Here is an 18,020-nt window from a genome sequence, read left to right as displayed (position 1 = left end):
TGTTAAACATCAGATTTCTTTAAGACGGGTGCAGTAAGCTTATACCACAGGAGCATGCCTAGTGAGCTCAGACCTACCAGTAATAAAAGGCCATAAACATGTTTGAAGGAATGGGTTATTGGCGTAGTCTTTTGAATTTCGAGTAGTATTCCACAAATCGCAACCGAGATTGAACCGCCAAAGAATTGAATGAGCTGCATAAGTCCCATACCGGATCCTATTAATGATTTTGGAAGAATACGTGAGGTCTCATTGTTCAAAGAAGCAATCGTTGCTGAAAAAGCAGGCGAAAAACAAAGATATCCAAGTAATATAACAAGCGGCGAAGCTCCCAGAGTTACATAAAACATAATCATCACCAAAGCTAACATACAATGCCCGATAAACATAAAGCGTAGATTACCGTAACGATCTATCCATCTTCCAACGAAGCGGGTCAAGAAGGCCGACAAAAGCGCCCCCGGCGCAATAGTTAACCCAATCATCATAGGCGATTGATCGAACACCTTAGCTAACACCAATGGCATTAGAAATAAATTACCCAAGTTTAATACTAAGATGCAAAACCCGATTGTAACCAGTTTACGATAAGCTGGATTGCTTAGCAGTTCAGGGTTAATGAACGTATTGTTCGCTCGTTTCAAATGCCAAGCATGTATAAGGAACGAAAGACAACTGGCGACAAGCCAGCCGACAGAAAGTTGTGTCACAGCCAACAGCAGCGTAGTTGCATTGACGATCGTTAAGAGAGCACCTAAAATGTCGAATCGGAAGGCTACCACGTTTTCTTTGGGGAGTAAGCGTACAAGAATAGGAAGTATGACCAGAACCAGACAAGTAATGGCGAACAATCCATTCCAACCAAAGTATTCGCTAATCAAACCGCCAACGATCGGACCGAGCCCGAAAGCCATCGCACTTCCTGCGGATATCATGGCGATCGCTGACCCTCGTCTTTCAATTGGAATATATCGGCTTGCCAGAACCAAACCAAGGCCTGCCATCACCCCTGCGCCAGCGGACTGAAGAATACGAGCTATGAGCAACGCAGTGAATTCACGGGCAAATAATCCGAAAATCGATGAAAGCCCAAGCACTAAGAGCCCCACGATCAGCAGTTTACGAATCGGTAATACATCAGAGAGCCTGCTGTAAATGACTGTCGATAAGGCATATCCGATGGAGTAGCTTGAGATTACCCATGATCCGAGATCAGCAGTAATCCCAAGATCTTGAATAATACTAGGGATAGACACATTAAACATCGTCGTATTCATAACAACGATGAACAAGCCAATTGTCCATACCGGCATTACAATTTTATCGTTCATCCATTACCATCCTGTCTAACTAGAGATGTATTATATATATCCCCTATTATACAAATGTCACTCCAACATAAAAAGGGCTGCCCGCGGCAGCTCTTTTATGTTTTTTTTTAGGTTCGCTGGCTATTCCTCTTATGAATAATAGATTGTTCTTTTATCCACACTAAAGGTCAGGAAGAAAGCAAATTAAGGGGGAAATAACGGTATGGAGAAGATATTATTGCGGATTTTATTTGTCTCATCATTAGCAGCAGCCCCATTCGTATTGAAACGTAATAACCTGCTCATGAATCTGACCATATTTTTCGCGAAATGCGTTTTATCAAGTACCATAGATTCTTACTTTATTAAAAAAGGAAACATCTCGTACCCTGTTCGTCCTTTCGCCAAAGTATTTGATACCAATATTTTGTACGATTTGTTACTTTATCCGCTTTTAAGTGTAGTTTGGGTAAGATGGTCTTATCAAAGCAAACCACTTGAGCTCCTCACGAGAAGTCTATTTTTTACTGTACCGATGACTTTGCTTCAATGGTTTCTAGAGAGGAAAACCGATTTGTTTAGATGGAAATCCTGGTCTGTTTTTCATACATTTGCATCCCTTAACTTTACTTTGTTTGCGATTAGAGGGTTTGTGGGCTTATTAAAAAGGATCACACCTGATATAAATGTAAGAGGAGGAAATTTTGTAGAAGAGCGATCCCATAGCAAGAAGTCGACACCTGAGTTCATAGCAAGTTCAGTAAATCACCGACTGCCGAATGACAACTATGCACAAATCCAATAAAATTGAGAAATTATTATGGTCCATCGCACTCCCTGGGTTTGGTCAGTTTTTAAACGGGAAATATGTTAAAGCAATCACATTGATTATTTTGGAATTTATCGTGAATTACATGTCTGATCTCAATCAAATTATTATCGACAGCTTCAAAGGAAACATTCAAGAGGCTATCCAGCAAACCGATTATCATTGGCTAATGTTTTACCCTTGTCTCTACATGTTTAGTATTTGGGATGCTTATAAAGATGGGGGAGATACGGCAGAGTACGCGTATTTTCCTTTTGTATTAGGCGCTTTTCTCGGGACGGTAGGTATCATCTATTCGGATGAGTTTCAACCTTTCGGTATTCTATTGGGCCCCGTATGGCTGCCTATGCTGTTTTCATTCGTTGGAATTGCAATTGGCGTTGTTAGCTTTCTTTTTTTAAAACGACGTCAATCGATATTATAAAGGGTATCCCTGTCGGATATATAAGACAGTTGGAGATCCCTTTTTCTTTTTTTTACCTATTGTTTGAGCGCATATGGTTTCTTCAACTAATAGGATTTATATCATGTGTGTTGGTATATACCCAATCGTCATTTCTCTCATAAGCATAAGATAAAGTACGGGGGAATATGGGGGTGAATGTAATGGCGATAATTGTAGCAGCGAAAAAAGAGCCAGCGAAGAATGCGCCAGTGAAGAAAGAGCCGGCGAAGAATGCGCCAGTGAAGAAAGAAGCAGCGAAGAAAGAGCCAGTGAAGAAAGAAGCAGCGAAGAAAGAGCCAGTGAAGAAAGAAGCAGTGAAGAATGCGCCAGTGAAGAAAGAAGCAGTGAAGAATGCGCCAGTGAAAAAAGAAGCAGCGAAGAATGCGCCAGTGAAAAAAGAAAAAGTGATTAAAGAAACGACGAAAAGAGAAGTCGTGAACCCAAGGAATTTATTTGAAATGCAGGAAACAGAAACTGAGAATAGATATACAATGAGAAGCCCCAGTTCAAGGGAGGGAAGAAATGGTGTGACGCGAGTCTCAAGAGAAGAAATTAATGACAAAATTAATGAGGCGATAGATGTACTGGGCACATCGAAGCGAAATGTCTCTTCAGACAAATTGAGACGGGCAGATGAAGAAATTGATCGAGCCTTACGTATTCTTATCAAAGCGCAACGAGAGATAAATTCAAGAAGAAATTGGTATATATCAGAATAAAAACATAGTTGATTGGTGCGAAGCAAAGGTGAAAATCCTTGCTTTTTTTATTTATCGGTGTTAATATCACACAAACGAAAATAAGATTTGAACCTTCGGGGCAGGGTGAAATTCCCTACCGGCGGTGAGGATACATACGTGTATGTATCTAAGCCCGCGACTCCCAGTCTGTACAGTCTGGGACTGACTTGGTGAAATTCCAAGGCCGACGGTATAGTCCGGATGAGAGAAGGTGAAGGACAACTTGTTAAAAATTCCATTTTTAATAGGTCTGTTTGTCGATGCCCCTGTTGCTTGTAAACAGGGGCATTGTCTCTTTCAGGAGGTTCAATTCAAAACATCATCTAGGGATCTTTGAGCGTATCTCTCAAAGTCTCTCCTATTGGGAGGTTTTTGAATTGGAAAATGTATTTAAGCTGGGAAGTAAGCGCGCAAGTTTGTACTCATCAAGCAGCAGGGGCATCAATGGGATCTGGTATGTGGCACTCGGTGCTACTCTTTGGGGGTTGGACCCTCTCTTTCGAATCTTATTGTTGAAGAGTTTTACCTCTGCACAAATTGTGTTTATTGAACATCTGCTGCTGGCTTGCTATGCGCTTCCGGTGCTGATAACGTACCGCAAGTCCTTAGCCGGCAAACTAACTCTAGCAGTTATTGGCGCTCTACTATTTATTTCATGGGGCGGATCGGCTATAGCCACCATACTCTTCACTTCCGCTTTCGCTCACGGCAGTGCAAACTCCGTCTTGCTTTTGCAGAAGCTGCAGCCCTTATTCGCCATTGTATTGGCTCGTGCATTGCTTAAAGAGGAATTGCCTTCTAAATTTTTTGTTTATATCGTAATGGCGTTGCTAGGTACGTATTTGCTGACGTTTGGTTTTGATTCTCCGAAGTTGGGCTTGAAGGATTTAGGCACGTTAAGCTGCTTATTTTCAATTCTGGCTGCTGTTTTATGGGGTGGATCAACCGTGATGGGGAAGTTCCTGCTTCAAAAAAACTTGGATTTCCCTGTTGTCACATCACTGCGCTTCCTGATGGCGATCCCGCTGCTAACGCTTGTCCTTCTGGCAAGTGGTGATGCGTGGCACTTAGGGGGTTCTAGCGGTGATCTAACGCTTATCGCAGTCAATCTGCTGTTCCAGGCCTTTTTCCCAGGGTTGATCAGCATGCTCCTTTATTATAAGGGTTTGTCATCGACAAAGGCATTGTTTGCAACGCTTGCCGAGCTTGCCTTCCCAGCTGTTGGTGTAGGCATAAACTGGGTTGTGTTTGGTCAAAAGCTGACCTTAGGACAACTAGCTGGTTTTGTATTTATTTGGTTAACCCTATGGTTAATGAGCCGCAGTAAAGGAAATGTTTAAGTCATCTCAAACAAGAATTTTCGATTATATATGGCAACCAGATTTGCTAAGAGAACGTCGATGCGCTATTTTGATGAAAAGCACCAGATTTCATGAGGAAGAGGAACGACGATGCGCTATTTTGCTGTTTTTGCCTCCAGATCGTTCATTTTGATCAAATAACGCCCTCTCGTTCCTCTCATTTGATTATTAGTGCAAATTTCCCGAAATAACGAATCGACGTTCCGCGAACTTGAGGTCAGTTGACTTTGACCTCGGCAATCGACAGAAAACAAAAAATGAGATGGCAAGGATAATCCTTGCCATCTCATTTTTTTTGTTTTCTGTGCCCCTAAGTGAGTATTTACCCTTATGGGACAACCCTTGCAATTTTTTTAGAAACGAGCTGCAACTTCTTTTGCTTGTGCAATTGCTTTTTCTTTGATGGATTGCGCTTGATCCGGCGCTAAAGCCATGCCTTCAACAAAAATGCCTTCGAAAGATGGGATACCGTAGAATTGCGAGATTTTTTTCAGGTAGCTGAAGCCACTTTCAAATGCTGCAGCAGGGCCTTCGGAATAAATGCCGCCGCTCGCTTGAATATGTAGCCCTTTTTTGTTTGTCAACAAACCAACTGGACCATTTTCTGTATATTTGAAAGTTTTACCTGCAACGGAAACTGCATCAATGTAAGCTTTCAATACTGGAGGGAATGAGAAGTTCCACATTGGAGAAACGAAAACATATTTATCTGCAGCTACGAATTGGTCAACAAGAGCGCCTAAACGTGCAACTTTTGCTTTTTCTGCATCAGACAACTGGTCAAAAGCTGTTCCGGATTGAAGTTTTCCCCAACCGCTGAATACATCAGCATCAATTTGAGGAATATCTTGTTTGAACAAATCCACAGAAATAACCTCATCGGATGGATTCGCTTCACGGTATGCTTCGATGAATTCTTTACCTACCGCTAGGCTGAAAGATGTTTGGTGATCGTGCGGGTGTGCCGTGATATAAAGTACTGTTGCCATAATTAATAACTTCCCTTCTATACTTAAAATAATTACAGTTGTTATTATAACTTATTTTGAGTAAATTTCAAACAATAAATTAGTAACTTATAATATGTGCAAAAAAAGGATCGCTCAGGGAGCATGTTTAGCTCGCATTGAGGCGGTCTTTTTTTATGAAAAGCAGCATAAGAAAGTAATCAAGGTATTTGATTGTTTTGAGGTTTACAAATTATTATCTTGCGGTTAACACAGGAAAAACAAAAATACGTTATTTTTGATATGTGGGAACGGTCTCACAAGAAGAAATGGGGTTGCAGCATGGAGCTTACGATTAAGGAAATTGCCCAACGTGCCGGTGTATCCAAATCAACCGTGTCGCGGGTGATATCTGGCAAGGGCTATACCAGCATGGAGGTACGCGATAAGGTGCTCCAGCTGATTGAAGAATTACAATATAAGCCCAATGCCGTGGCAAGGGCTATGGTTTCACAGAGAACGCATAACATTGGTGTTCTGATTTATCGCCAGCACCATCCCATTGCGTCTCATCCGTTTTACGGCAAAATTCTTGATGCTATTTTGATGACAGCCGCAAGCTTGAATTATTCCGTTTTCGTTACAACCGACCATGATATGTCGCTGCGTTCTGCTGATTTTATGATGGAAAAAAGGGTGGACGGACTGATCCTGATCAGTCGCTTGCAACAGAACGTCATTGATTACATCACGAACTTCGGAGTTCCCTATGTGATGGTCAATGGCTCCACGGATGTCGACGGGGTCATGCATATTGTCAATCAAGATGAAGAAGGCGGCCGGATGGTCGCTGAGTATCTTACCGATTTAGGGCATCGTCAGATTTTTGTTATTGCAGGGCCGCAGACGCACCGCAGCCACAATTTGAGGCTGAAAGGATTTAAAAATTACTTAGCAGGAATCGGGGTTCCGATCCCATCCTCATCGATCTTACAGGCATCGACTTCCACCTTCGGGGAAGGGTATGAGCTCATGCGCAGCCATTGGGAGCAGTTTGGTGCAGGCGGATTTACATCGCTTTTTGCTACCAACGATATGATCGCGCTGGGGGCCATGAAGTTTATGTTGGAGAAATCCATACGCATTCCTGAACAGGTTGCAGTAGTAGGCTTTGATGATATTGATTTTGCCGCTATGTTCTCACCCTCTTTAACAACGATCAGGGTCAATACAGAGGAGATGGGGATTCAAGCCTTTAGCCTGCTAGACAAGCTTATCCGTCAAGAAAAGAATATCGAGAATCCGAAGCAGCTAGTACCCAAATTGATAGTCCGGCAATCAACCCAATAATTGACATACGAGAGGAGTGGTTAGTCCGCATGCGTTGGTATTTAAAAGCGATAGGTCCACGGAAAATCGTTGAATTTCTCATACTTGTTGTGTTCGTCATCTTTTTCTTGGGCCCGCTGCTCAACCTAGCCATATTGGCTTTTACCGGAAAATGGACCTACCCAGATATCTTGCCGCACGAATGGTCACTGAAATGGTGGACGTTTGTGCTACAGCAGGAGGATATCGCGAAATCGATCAGTTTGTCGTTTTTAATCGCAACGATCGTGACCGCGCTGTCTATTGTGCTTTGTATTCCAGCAGCCTATGCGTTTGCTCGCATTCGTTTTCCGCTTAGCCGTTTTTTCTTGTTTTCGTTTCTACTGACACACGCTTTTCCGAAAATGGGGCTTTATGTTTCGATCGCTGTGCTCTTTTACAAACTTGGACTGATGAACACGTTGATAGGCGTTGTTTTGATCCATATGATCAATGTGCTCATGTTCATGACCTGGATTCCAACGGCTGCTTTCCGCAATGTGCATACAGCTCAGGAGGAGTCAGCTAGGGATGTGGGGGCGAGCCCGTTCCGCGTATTCCGCAGTATTACACTGCCGATGGCGATGCCAGGTATTATCGTGGCTTCGATCTTTACGTTCCTAAACTCGCTTGATGAAGCGCAGGGTACTTTTCTGGTGGGCATCCCTAATTACAAAACGATGCCGATCGTCATGTACTCTATCATCAGTGATTATCCAGCCTACGCTGGCGCTGTGTTTTCTATCATTCTGACGGCGCCTACGATCATCTTGCTGCTGGCCGCGCAGCGCTTTGTGAGTGCAGATATTATGTCCAGCGGCTTCCAACTCAAATAACGATAAACCAATTAGCTAAGGCGTATGCTTCCGATGCGAGTTTTGTTTCGAAGTATCACTTAGAGGCAACGCTCAACAAAACTTTTAGGAGGCACCTATGGATATTCAGCTTTCCGTTCAACAACTGACGAAGCGCTATAAAACAGGAGAAGGTGTAACAGGAATCTCCCTCGATGTTCGCAAAGGCGAGCTAATCACACTGCTTGGCCCTTCAGGCTGCGGTAAGACTACGGTGCTTCGCAGCATCGGCGGGTTTCTCGACGCAGATTCAGGCGATATTCTCATTGAGGGTAAAAGTGTTCTCAAATTACCACCGGAAAAACGTCCGACTTCCATGGTGTTTCAAGGTTACAATCTATGGCCGCATATGACGGTGTTTGACAACCTGGCATTCGGTCTCAAAATACGCAAGATGAAAAAGGCTGACATCGATAAGGCTGTAAACGAAGTGCTTCAGCTGGTTCGTTTACCTGGTGCAGAGCTCAAATATCCGGGTGAACTTTCCGGTGGTCAGCAGCAGCGGATAGCGGTTGCCAGATCACTGCTCCTTAACCCTGCTGTTCTTTTGCTGGATGAACCTTTCTCCGCACTTGATGCGAAGCTTCGTCACGAGATGAGAGAAGAGCTGCGAGAAATTCAATCCAAGACAGGTCTTACGATGGTATTCGTCACTCATGATCAAGAAGAAGCGCTGTCGATTTCTGATCGCATTGTCGTTATGAACCAAGGCAATATTGAGCAAATTGCTACTCCGCAAGAAATTTACGATGAACCGAGTACATTGTTTGTTTCCCAATTTATCGGCAAAATGAACTTTTTGAAAGGGGTGATCACAGCCGGCGGGTTGACCGTAGGACATCTAAGTTTTCCAAATACAAAAAATCTGTCCGGGCAAGTAAATCTGGCAGTTCGACCTGAAGATGTGATTATACAAGGTGAAGAGGGACAAGGCCTTTCCGGAGTGATCAAACAGGTTATGGTACTTGGGCATTATGCCGAAGTGTCCATTGATTTGCCAGAGTACGGCACAATTCGGGCGTTTCAACCACGGGATTTCGTTAAGGATCTTCATACAGGGCAACAAGTCAAAGCAAACTTTGCGAAAGTTTTAGCCTATCCAGAAAATTAGACCCATATCCCAAGGAGGAATTATCTATGTTTCGCAAGAAATCCGCTGTTATGTTAGTGACATTAATGACTGCTACCGCTGCTTTTGTATCCGGGTGCGGCAGCTCTTCAACGAATGCAGGTTCCGCAGCTCAAAGCACTAGTCCGGCCAAAGAAACGGCTGGCGCTAAACAGCCTGTCGAGTTTAACTTCTATTTTACCGGCTCACAAAATGTAAAAGATCTGTGGGATACGCTGATTCCTATGTTCGAGAAACAAAATGCGGATGTTAAAGTGAAACCCGTTTACATTCCTTCAGGAACAGGCGCACAACCGACTTATGACCGCATTACGGCTGCAAAGCAAGCTAACAAAGGCTCAGGCGATATCGATTTATATGAAGATGGCTTGTCTTATGTAACTCGTGGGCAAAAAGATGGCCTGTGGGACACTTTACCAAATGACAAAATTAAAAACTTGGCAAATGTCGATGAGAAAACGTTAAAAGATATTTCCAATCTTGCTATTCCTTATCGTTCCTCTGCTGTCGTATTGGCTTATAATAGTGATAAAGTTAAAACACCTCCAACGAATTTAGACGAGCTGTATGATTGGATCAAGAAAAATCCAGCCAAATTCGCTTACAATGATCCATCCACAGGAGGTTCCGGTAATTCTTTTGTAGCGACAACGCTATATAAATTCTTGCCAGAAGAAGCTATCCATAATTCCGATCCAAGTGTTGAAAAAGGGTGGGATCCAGGCTTTGCGCTGCTCAAGGAACTTGGCAAATCCGTATATGGCAAAGGTATTTATCCAAAGAAAAACCAAGGTACTTTAGATTTATTGACAAGCGGTGAAGTGGATATGATTCCGGCATGGTCGGATATGGTTCTTGAGCAATTGGCGAAAGGTCAGCTTCCAAAAACAACAAAAATGGCGCAAATCAAGCCAGGATTTAACGGCGGACCAACCTACTTAATGGTACCTAAGCTGTCGGAAAAGAAAGATGCAGTCTACAAATTCCTGAACTTCGTTCTTTCATCTGAGGCTCAAGCCGTGGTTGTTGACAAAATGCATGGTTTCCCAGGGATCAAGCTGACAAATATGTCTAAAGAAATTCAAGATTCATTCAAAGGTGCATCCGAAGGATTCCGCTCCTTCAATATCGGCGAACTGGACAAAGATATGACCAAACGCTGGCAAAGTGATGTTGCTGCCCAATGAGTAAACAAATGAAAATGGGGATACTGGGATTGATTCTGGTCATCCCCTCTTTTTTATTGCTCTTCGTCACTGTCGTCATTCCGATCATCATTTCTTTTAAAGAAAGCTTTACCAATAAGTCTGGCGGGTACGATTTGTCCAATTATACGTATTTATTTACGGATAAGCTGATGCGTTCCAACATCATTTTCACGCTGGAAGTGACGATTATTTCGGTCATTCTCGTGCTAATTATTAGCTACGCCCTGGCCGCGTATATGAGGTTCAATAATGGTACGATGGTGAAATGGATTCGTAACATGTACATGATTCCAATCTTCATCCCATCCGTAATCGCTACGTATGGATTAATTCAATTGCTTGGCAACCACGGTTGGGTATCCCGCATGCTGCTTCTGGTCAACGGAGGGGAAATGCCGCGTATTATTTTCGACATGAAGGGGATTATTATCGCTAATTTGTGGTTTAACATTCCGTTTACGACGATGCTGCTTGGGTCTGCCTTATCCGCCGTCCCTAATTCTGTCATTGAAAGCGCGAAGGATGTTGGAGCACGCAGATTGCAAATCTTCGTCCGTTTCATTTTGCCGCTCACGTATAAAACTTTACTCGTTGCCGTTACATTTGTTTTCATGGGTGTGATCGGTTCATTTACGGCACCATTTCTGATTGGACCCAATGCGCCACAAATGCTAGGGGTATCCATGGAACAAGTATTTGGGGTTTTCCAAGAAAAACAGCTTGCAGCGGCGATCGCATTCTTTACGTTCCTGCTATGTTCAGTAATGGGATACTTTTATATCCGCAGTATGATCACGGAAGAGAGCGCGAGGTCACGATGAATCAACTTATTCTGGATGTACAAGGAATTGTACATCCCAATTCTTCCAAAACGCATATTACGTACAAGTTTCACATAGGAACGCAGGGTGGTAAGCTAAGGATCCATTTTGCTTATGAACCCAAAAATCTAGAAGATCAGGAACAATCGAAAACGATGATTTTCGAGAGCATAAACAAGTATACGGAACCCAATCAGCGAGAGCGAATTCAGGCGAAATGGGAATCCTTCCTGCCGCTGAAAAACTTAATAACCGTATCCGTCGACGACCCTGAAAGACACCGCGGTGCGGGACATCGACATGATCCTGAGCAGCTGTTGGTTATTGGTGAGCGCGAAGCTTCCCCAGGCTTTGTCAACGGTAAAATGCTAGCAGGCATGTGGCATGTTACGTTAAGTTTGCATGCGATTGTTACCGAATGCTGCCGTTACACTTTGCAAATTCATCATGAGGAGGAATAGCGGCATGCCCTGGATTGCTTGCGAATTACACAGCCATACTTTCCACAGCGATGGAAGACAAACACTCATGGAGCTGGCGAGTGGCGCAAAGACGCTTGGTTTCGAGTGTATTGCGTTGACCGACCACAATACCATGACGGGTTTACATGATAAAGCTGCCGTGGAGCAAGAAACCGGAATTTCGATCATTTCCGGGATGGAATGGACGACCTTTTATGGTCATATGGTGACGATAGGACTGACCAATTTTGTTGACTGGCGTCCGGCGGGCCCGGGCGATATTCATAAAGGAATTGCCGATGTTCATAGGAGCGGGGGGATTGTCGGAATGGCACATCCTTATCGCATAGGAAGTCCAATTTGTACGGGCTGCTTCTGGGAATTCAACATCGAGGATTGGCATGATATTGACTATATTGAGGTTTGGTCGGGCACGTTCCCTTCGATTAAAACGGACAATGATCGCGCCTACCGATTATGGACCGACAAGCTGAATGAGGGCTTCCGGATTGCGGCCACTTCAGGGCGAGATTGGCACGCTCAAGAGCAAACAGATGAACCGGTATCGGTGACGTATCTCGACATCGATGACGGGGAAGGGACTGTAACGAACCGAGCAGTGCGTGCACTCGCGGTTGGCAAAGCTTCGATAACCATGGGACCGTTAGTAACGCTAGAAATTAGGACAAATACAGCGGCCTACGGCATTGGCGCCGTCGTCCCTAAGCAGGATCACAGCCACAGTTATAAGGTCCATGTAAACATTGATTTTCATGTGCGGAAAGAGATTTGGGATTTTCAGGAACCTCATTATACGCTAAACTTGATAGGGAATACAGGTGTTCTAAGCGAGCAATTCGTTGCTATGGATCAGCCGAATTACGAGATCGAAATTCCTGGCGATGAACTTCTATGGATACGGGCTGAGCTAAAAGGTATCGTTCGTGGAGTTCGCACTTTGATCGCCTTTACGAATGCTATATATGTGGATCGATGAAAGGGAGTGTTGGTAGCATGGGTTATCGATTTCCGCTCATAACTGCTCACTGCGGCAGCATGGACACGATTGATCATACGCTCGATTCCGTGCAAACGGGGATTAGTCTCGGTGCAGACGTGGTCGAGGAAGACATTAGAGTGACGAAGGACGGCATCCCGGTTTTGGCTCATGATGATGAATGGGTCACCGTTGATGGCTTGAAATTGTCCATTTCACAAATGACCTTTGAAGAGTTAAAAGAACTTCAGTTCGAGGTCACTCGTGGGGAACAACGTGAAACGATTCGAATCTGCCGATTGGAAGACATACTGCCGCTTATCCAAGATTCGGGTAAAGTCGTGAATTTGGATCTGAAAGTGGACGAGAGTATCGAACCTGTTGCTGTTTTGGTGAAGCAATATGGGATGTTGGAGCAAGCTTTTCTATCCGGCTGTGGAATGGATCGTGCGATGTTAGCAGAGCGATTATACCCAGAAATGCGCAAACTGTTGAATACCGACCACAACCTTTTTAAAACACTTCCATATCGAGATGCTATGGTAAAAACCTGCGAGGATGCACTTGCAGCCTCCTGTTTTGGCGTCAATATCCATTACAGTGTTGTGAGCCAAGAGTTAATGGATTATGCAACATCCTTAGGTCTGCCGGTTTATGTATGGACTGTAAATGAAGAAGACTTAATGATGCAGATTGCCGATTTGGGCGTTGCATCCATAACCACGCGAAATGTAACTGCCTTGGTGCATTTGAAGCAAAAGATGCGGGGTGAGCGTTAGTGATTGAAATTTACGCGCACGAATTCAAGCTTGCAAGTGAGACACTTGCGGCCAAAATGCTGAGCGGCGATGTAAAAGCGGGAAGCGCCTATTTCCAGGCGGTCCTTCCTATACTAGACCTGCTTCAGGAGGCTTGCCCTGAGCAATCCGAATTCTCCGCCTGGCGAGCGGAATATTTCCATCTCGATGGAAATTTACGGCGCGCGGGCGAGCAGTACAAGCGAACGCTGGAGCTGGCTCCGCCGCAGCCGCTGGAAGAGAGTGAAATTCGCTTTATTCGCAAATTTTGCCCGATGCTGCTTACAACGCCGCTAGAGTGTTTCCCACTAAAGGATGTAGTGGCAGTTCATCATCCGACACTTCCGCTGATTGGCTACCATTTGTTTTGGGAAGACGATTACGATTTCCCGGACGATTATGAGCCATGCGATCATGAAGAGATTTGGGTAGAGTATGATCCACACACGGAAGCCGTGACGAATGTGCTGACCTTTTTTCACAGTAGTGTTATCGAATCACAGGCAGCTGTACAGGAGGCGCATGAAAATGACGGGCGTCCTATTATTCGGATCGAGTGGGGCAAACATGGTTCTCTTCTCAAGGGATGGGAAGATTTAGTGATCCCGATGAAGGAAGTCACGGCCATGGAGTGGCTGCAAGAGACTTTTGAGCAGCTGAAAGCTGGCGGGCGTGTTCCTGATCATCCATTGAAGCGGCATTGGCCGAAAGGATTCGAAGGTGACTTTGAAGATTTTACGAACTACTCGGTTCCGGTCGATCCGCTGCAATTCCTCGATCAAAAGCCTCTTCTTTTCAAATCTCTATGGGTAAATGCTATTATATATACAGAGGGGCTGCTGTACAATTTCCATCCGAAAATGGAATGGCCGCAGCGCTTTCAACGCATTTAAATCAGATCTCTATGGGGGATACGATGAGAATTCAACTTGAAACAGACCTTTGTACAATGTTTAATATTCGTTATCCGATTTTCCTCGCTGGAATGGCGGGGGGTCCTGGAACCGTGGAATTGGTGGCAGCTGTCTCTAACGCAGGCGGACTTGGGACGCTGGGAGCTGCCTATATGACGCCTAGTGCCATCCGTAAGGCAATTCGTGGAATCCGTCAGCTAACGGATGCGCCATTCGGGGTGAATTTATTTTCAATTCAAATGACGGACAACAATGAAAGAACGAACGAAGTTCAGCGAGAGCTTAACCAGGTAAGAGACCAACTTGGAATAACGCATGCAGATGAGGAACCCGTTGTAACTCCGGACCATTTTGAGGAACAATTTGCCGTCGTGTTGGAAGAGAAAGTCCCTGTCATTAGTACGGCATTTGGTGTCCTTCCTGAACCCATGATGAGACAAGCTAAAACGGCCGGCATGCGAATTGTCACCATGGTGACCACAGTTGATGAAGCTATCTTGGCTGAGCAATCCGGTTGTGATGCCATAGTTGCACAAGGAAGCGAAGCGGGCGGGCATCGGGGAACATTCGACATTTCGAATCACCCTATGGGTGCAAACATCGGAACGTTTGCGCTAGTACCGCAAATTGTTGATTGTGTTCGGATTCCAGTAGTTGCCGCTGGAGGCATAATGGATGGTCGTGGGCTTGTTGCCGCCCTTGCTCTTGGAGCGCAGGGTGTACAGATGGGGACGCGTTTTTTGACTTCTCATGAATCTGGGGCACATGCCGCATATCAGAATGCGTTATTGAATAGCACCGAAGAGAGCACAGTTATTACCAAGGTGTTCTCAGGTCGATCAGCTAGAGGGGTACGCAACCTATTCATCAGACAGTGGGATGCGAGCGGCGTAGAGCCACTTCCATTTCCGACGCAAAATACCGCTACACGGGATATTAGGAATGCTGCTGCTAGTCAAAGCAATGCCGACTATATGTCCTTGTGGGCAGGACAAGGTACAAGAATGCTTACGTCCGGACAAAGTGCAGGGCAGATTGTTGAGGAAACGATCCAGCAGGCCAAGTCCATATTGTCGATGGAAAGTATAGGGAATTCCAAATAAAAGGGGCTCTCCCAAGAGGTTAATGAACAGTGACCCGAAAGATGGACACTTTGAAAAAAGTGACCTCTCTCGGGTCTTTTTACGTTAATAATCAATGAATAAGAAAGGTTGAGGATTATACGGGGGAAATAAGGTTTGAATATATGAATCCGTCTTCTCGGTTAGCTTACAAAATAGCCTTTTGGCATATGAATTGTTGCAGAATTTACAACATTAGTAACCTCTATAGCCGATCTACCTTCACAAAGCTGCTGAACGACTCTAAAATCGAATTTCGGAGTTGCAAATTACCGGTTATAAACGTTTTCCATATTTTCTAAGATAGTCTTCCACGTCATTATAGATGCCGCTTTGGTTCGCATAACGAACATAGTTTTTGGCCGTTCTGAGCCACTCTAACGTGGAGGGGCTTATAGAGTCCATTGCTTTCTCCATGTCCTTCATGCATACAGGTCTCTCCACATTTGAATCTAGAATTTCTTCAAGAACAATTTCAACAGCGTGCTCGCAGACTTGTTCAATGTCAGCTCCTGAGAAGAATTCGCTTCTTTTTGCGAGCGTTTGGAAGTCAATGCCATCCACGAATCTCCCTTGTAACTTCAGTCGGAAAATGTTCTCTCTGGCTTCTTCGTCAGGTGGAGTAACAAAAATTAAGCGGTCAAAACGTCCAGGTCTTTTTAGCGCATTATCTACATCCCATGGCATATTCGTTGCACCGAGTATAAGTACTTGCTCAGTCGAAGTATCAATTCCTTCCATTTCGGTGAGGAAAGTATCAACCAACCCTCGGAAATTGGAAGAGGATTTAGCACGATCATGCCCGATTGCGTCAAGTTCATCAATGAATACGATGCTTGGTTTTTGTGATCTCGCCTTGCTGAAAAGATCGCGAAGATTTCTTTCGCTTACGCCAATATAAGGGTCAAGGATATCCGTAATATGGATTGGGAAAAACTTGGCATGACATTCTCCAGCCGTAGCTTTTGCCATAAAGGTTTTTCCGCAACCAGGAGGACCGTATAATAAAACACCGCCGCCAGCTTTTTTGCGAAATTTAGAAAATAGTCCTTGATTATAAAAGGGACTGATAATTTTCATTTGAATGGCTTTCTTCAGATCAGACAGACCAGCGACATCCTTGAAGGAAATAATTTCTGGATCTGCTGCTTGCGAATCGTCTTTTTTTCCGGTAATGACTTGGAAAGGGAAGTGTTTGCTGCTGCTATGATTTGTACTCACAGGTATAGGAACTTGTTGTTGTACTGGTATCTCATCAATAGGTTTTTCTGGTTGAGCGGCAGCTAAAGTCAGCTTTTGCAAAAACAAAGGCTTCTCATTGTCGGATGCTAGTTTTAATCCTTCTGTAAAAGCTACGATCGCTTGCATAGGTTCGTTCTGTTCCAAGTACTCGACCCCAACCCAATACCACGCTTCAGCGAGTTCGGGGTGCCATTCTGTTATTTGTTTTAACCATTGTAATTTGTTCATAGATCTATGCTGCTCCCTTTTTATCAACGTAATTTGCAATCAGTCTGCTTCCAATTATCGTTACGATTGGAACGCCAGGAATATGGAAAATAAACAAAGCCGAAACAGCTACTATAATGCCTATCATTCGAATGAAAATGGGGGATTTAATAAAAGCCCACGCGTAAGTATCGTTCGAATCCAATGCGTCCTGGTGAAGATGGACGATGATACGAGCCAAGTAAATGTAGGCGCTAAGGACGATAACTCCTATGATTCCATAATTCATTGAGCTTTTTTGAAATGGATATACGGATAGCAGGAGGATTACTATCCAGAACCAAAGAAACGGCATTCCACCTATTTTGTCTGAAAGTGTGATTGGAAAAAGTAGAGGATTCGCTTTGTATTCTAGTAATCTTACATTGTTAAGAAGGCTTTTATCCGTTGGATTTTTTATGTATGCCTCGCGAAAGTGATCTTTAGCCGACTTGTAATTCCCTTTGTAATAATCGTTGATACCTAATTGCAGAAGAGTGCTGACTTGATCGTTGGCGCGGTCTATGTATTTCTCCAGATGCATGATTCTGCTGTTGTTGTGATTTCGTGCAATGTCATAGTAAATATGGTGTCTTAGTACTTCGGGATCATTCGGACTTAAACGCTGCGCCTCATTCATAACTTCCCTGCCGTGCTTCCATTGGCCAACTTTCATAAGGAGTGCACCGTACGAAGCCATGACTCTTGCATTATTAGGGCTCACATGCAAAGCAGAAATGTAAGCTCTCTCAGACAATTGCCAATTCTCCTGATCGGAATAGATATGACCTAATAAATAGTGGATTTCAACAGGAGAATAGCCGAATTTAAAGGCTGAATGCAGATGTTCTTCTGCTTGTCTGTATTCGTCGAGATGATAGAAAGCACGGGCAGCTTGATAATGGAGATATGAATTTTCCGGTTGTTCAGCCAAGCCTTCATAAATGAGGTCCAGCGCTTGTTGGTAACGTTTAATATCTAAATAATGATCGATCATGGGGATTATTTGATGTTGTGTAAGTTCCATTTAGGGTTATCCTTTCATTTATAGAGCGACATATTCGTGAGTAAGTCTAAAATAATACTGAATAAACAAACGAAAACTGCCATACCCCTGTATGACATATGGCGATATTCGGCATGGTAAATCATGTGTAAACGGTACGGCACCTTTAAAGTGTGGTAATACACAAGAAAGAGAAGCAGATCAGTTAACTTAAAAAGGCTGAA

18 protein-coding genes and 1 riboswitch are annotated in these 18,020 nt (G+C 44.0%); of the genes, 14 read left to right on the top strand and 4 right to left on the bottom strand.

What is annotated here, in order from left to right; translation table 11 throughout:
* Positions 1 to 2: 2 nt before the first annotated feature.
* Positions 3 to 1,331: an MFS transporter gene (locus ACBP55_RS25390; RefSeq protein WP_464645664.1), complete on the bottom strand. Its 1,329-nt coding sequence runs from the start codon at positions 1,329 to 1,331 to the stop codon at positions 3 to 5.
* A gap of 202 nt (positions 1,332 to 1,533) precedes the next feature.
* Between ACBP55_RS25390 and ACBP55_RS25385 the strand changes: the two genes are divergently transcribed.
* From ACBP55_RS25385 to ACBP55_RS25370, 4 genes are all read left to right on the top strand, one after another.
* Entirely contained in the window at positions 1,534 to 2,115 is a 582-nt protein-coding gene (locus ACBP55_RS25385) for a CBO0543 family protein (RefSeq protein WP_464645663.1), read from the top strand.
* Positions 2,099 to 2,563: a membrane protein gene (locus ACBP55_RS25380; protein WP_029199102.1), complete on the top strand. Its 465-nt coding sequence runs from the start codon at positions 2,099 to 2,101 to the stop codon at positions 2,561 to 2,563. Before ACBP55_RS25385 ends, ACBP55_RS25380 begins: the two co-directional genes overlap by 17 nt.
* Before the next feature lie 182 nt (positions 2,564 to 2,745).
* The gene (locus ACBP55_RS25375; RefSeq protein WP_464645662.1) at positions 2,746 to 3,303 is read left to right on the top strand and encodes a hypothetical protein; all 558 of its coding nucleotides are present in this window, start codon (positions 2,746 to 2,748) and stop codon (positions 3,301 to 3,303) included.
* Between the two features lie 87 nt (positions 3,304 to 3,390).
* Positions 3,391 to 3,541, top strand: a riboswitch (FMN riboswitch).
* A 160-nt stretch (positions 3,542 to 3,701) separates the two neighbouring features.
* On the top strand, positions 3,702 to 4,664 hold the full coding sequence (locus ACBP55_RS25370) for a DMT family transporter (protein ID WP_464645661.1): 963 nt from the start codon (positions 3,702 to 3,704) through the stop codon (positions 4,662 to 4,664).
* Positions 4,665 to 5,038: 374 nt separating this feature from the next.
* Here ACBP55_RS25370 and ACBP55_RS25365 read toward each other — a convergent pair whose 3' ends face one another.
* Positions 5,039 to 5,674 carry an FMN-dependent NADH-azoreductase gene (locus tag ACBP55_RS25365; protein WP_464645660.1) on the bottom strand — a complete coding sequence of 212 codons (636 nt, stop codon included), beginning with the start codon at positions 5,672 to 5,674 and terminating at the stop codon, positions 5,039 to 5,041.
* Between the two features lie 300 nt (positions 5,675 to 5,974).
* On the opposite strand from ACBP55_RS25365, the gene ACBP55_RS25360 reads away from it, so the two are divergent.
* The 10 genes from ACBP55_RS25360 to ACBP55_RS25315 all read left to right on the top strand — a co-directional run bounded on the left by ACBP55_RS25360 (position 5,975) and on the right by ACBP55_RS25315 (position 15,284).
* Positions 5,975 to 6,982: a LacI family DNA-binding transcriptional regulator gene (locus tag ACBP55_RS25360; protein ID WP_464645659.1), complete on the top strand. Its 1,008-nt coding sequence runs from the start codon at positions 5,975 to 5,977 to the stop codon at positions 6,980 to 6,982.
* Positions 6,983 to 7,011: 29 nt separating this feature from the next.
* Positions 7,012 to 7,836, top strand: coding sequence for an ABC transporter permease (locus ACBP55_RS25355; protein WP_464645658.1), 825 nt, complete (start codon positions 7,012 to 7,014; stop codon positions 7,834 to 7,836).
* Positions 7,837 to 7,933: 97 nt separating this feature from the next.
* Entirely contained in the window at positions 7,934 to 8,965 is a 1,032-nt protein-coding gene (locus ACBP55_RS25350; protein ID WP_029199107.1) for an ABC transporter ATP-binding protein, read from the top strand.
* A 26-nt stretch (positions 8,966 to 8,991) separates the two neighbouring features.
* Complete coding sequence (locus ACBP55_RS25345; protein WP_029199108.1) at positions 8,992 to 10,170, top strand: extracellular solute-binding protein; 1,179 nt, start codon at positions 8,992 to 8,994, stop codon at positions 10,168 to 10,170.
* Positions 10,167 to 11,012 (top strand): ABC transporter permease, encoded by an 846-nt coding sequence (locus ACBP55_RS25340; RefSeq protein WP_464645657.1) that lies wholly within the window; start codon positions 10,167 to 10,169, stop codon positions 11,010 to 11,012. The genes ACBP55_RS25345 and ACBP55_RS25340 overlap by 4 nt, the downstream gene beginning before the upstream one ends.
* Positions 11,009 to 11,473 (top strand): hypothetical protein, encoded by a 465-nt coding sequence (locus ACBP55_RS25335; RefSeq protein ID WP_464645656.1) that lies wholly within the window; start codon positions 11,009 to 11,011, stop codon positions 11,471 to 11,473. Before ACBP55_RS25340 ends, ACBP55_RS25335 begins: the two co-directional genes overlap by 4 nt.
* Positions 11,474 to 11,477: 4 nt before the next feature.
* Entirely contained in the window at positions 11,478 to 12,470 is a 993-nt protein-coding gene (locus ACBP55_RS25330; protein WP_464645655.1) for a CehA/McbA family metallohydrolase, read from the top strand.
* Between the two features lie 17 nt (positions 12,471 to 12,487).
* Positions 12,488 to 13,249, top strand: a complete 762-nt coding sequence (locus tag ACBP55_RS25325) for a glycerophosphodiester phosphodiesterase (protein WP_464645654.1) — start codon at positions 12,488 to 12,490, stop codon at positions 13,247 to 13,249.
* A complete protein-coding gene (locus tag ACBP55_RS25320; protein ID WP_464645653.1) occupies positions 13,249 to 14,160 on the top strand; it encodes a hypothetical protein in 912 nt (303 codons plus the stop codon). Before ACBP55_RS25325 ends, ACBP55_RS25320 begins: the two co-directional genes overlap by 1 nt.
* Positions 14,161 to 14,183: 23 nt before the next feature.
* A complete protein-coding gene (locus tag ACBP55_RS25315) occupies positions 14,184 to 15,284 on the top strand; it encodes an NAD(P)H-dependent flavin oxidoreductase (protein ID WP_464645652.1) in 1,101 nt (366 codons plus the stop codon).
* Positions 15,285 to 15,578: 294 nt separating this feature from the next.
* Here ACBP55_RS25315 and ACBP55_RS25310 read toward each other — a convergent pair whose 3' ends face one another.
* Positions 15,579 to 16,772, bottom strand: coding sequence for an AAA family ATPase (locus ACBP55_RS25310; protein ID WP_464645651.1), 1,194 nt, complete (start codon positions 16,770 to 16,772; stop codon positions 15,579 to 15,581).
* A 4-nt stretch (positions 16,773 to 16,776) separates the two neighbouring features.
* The gene (locus ACBP55_RS25305; RefSeq protein WP_464645650.1) at positions 16,777 to 17,817 is read right to left on the bottom strand and encodes a tetratricopeptide repeat protein; all 1,041 of its coding nucleotides are present in this window, start codon (positions 17,815 to 17,817) and stop codon (positions 16,777 to 16,779) included.
* Positions 17,818 to 18,020: the final 203 nt, after the last annotated feature.

The sequence above is a fragment of the Paenibacillus sp. WG02 genome (assembly GCF_055396115.1).
This window is presented reverse-complemented; position numbering and strand designations above follow the sequence as displayed.

Coding starts and splice junctions, on each gene's coding strand:
- ACBP55_RS25390 (WP_464645664.1), bottom strand. CDS start 1,331: ATGAACGATAAAATTGTAATGCCGGTATGGACAATTGGCTTGTTCATC.
- ACBP55_RS25385 (WP_464645663.1), top strand. CDS start 1,534: ATGGAGAAGATATTATTGCGGATTTTATTTGTCTCATCATTAGCAGCA.
- ACBP55_RS25380 (WP_029199102.1), top strand. CDS start 2,099: ATGCACAAATCCAATAAAATTGAGAAATTATTATGGTCCATCGCACTC.
- ACBP55_RS25375 (WP_464645662.1), top strand. CDS start 2,746: ATGGCGATAATTGTAGCAGCGAAAAAAGAGCCAGCGAAGAATGCGCCA.
- ACBP55_RS25365 (WP_464645660.1), bottom strand. CDS start 5,674: ATGGCAACAGTACTTTATATCACGGCACACCCGCACGATCACCAAACA.
- ACBP55_RS25360 (WP_464645659.1), top strand. CDS start 5,975: ATGGAGCTTACGATTAAGGAAATTGCCCAACGTGCCGGTGTATCCAAA.
- ACBP55_RS25355 (WP_464645658.1), top strand. CDS start 7,012: ATGCGTTGGTATTTAAAAGCGATAGGTCCACGGAAAATCGTTGAATTT.
- ACBP55_RS25350 (WP_029199107.1), top strand. CDS start 7,934: ATGGATATTCAGCTTTCCGTTCAACAACTGACGAAGCGCTATAAAACA.
- ACBP55_RS25345 (WP_029199108.1), top strand. CDS start 8,992: ATGTTTCGCAAGAAATCCGCTGTTATGTTAGTGACATTAATGACTGCT.
- ACBP55_RS25340 (WP_464645657.1), top strand. CDS start 10,167: ATGAGTAAACAAATGAAAATGGGGATACTGGGATTGATTCTGGTCATC.
- ACBP55_RS25335 (WP_464645656.1), top strand. CDS start 11,009: ATGAATCAACTTATTCTGGATGTACAAGGAATTGTACATCCCAATTCT.
- ACBP55_RS25330 (WP_464645655.1), top strand. CDS start 11,478: ATGCCCTGGATTGCTTGCGAATTACACAGCCATACTTTCCACAGCGAT.
- ACBP55_RS25325 (WP_464645654.1), top strand. CDS start 12,488: ATGGGTTATCGATTTCCGCTCATAACTGCTCACTGCGGCAGCATGGAC.
- ACBP55_RS25315 (WP_464645652.1), top strand. CDS start 14,184: ATGAGAATTCAACTTGAAACAGACCTTTGTACAATGTTTAATATTCGT.
- ACBP55_RS25310 (WP_464645651.1), bottom strand. CDS start 16,772: ATGAACAAATTACAATGGTTAAAACAAATAACAGAATGGCACCCCGAA.
- ACBP55_RS25305 (WP_464645650.1), bottom strand. CDS start 17,817: ATGGAACTTACACAACATCAAATAATCCCCATGATCGATCATTATTTA.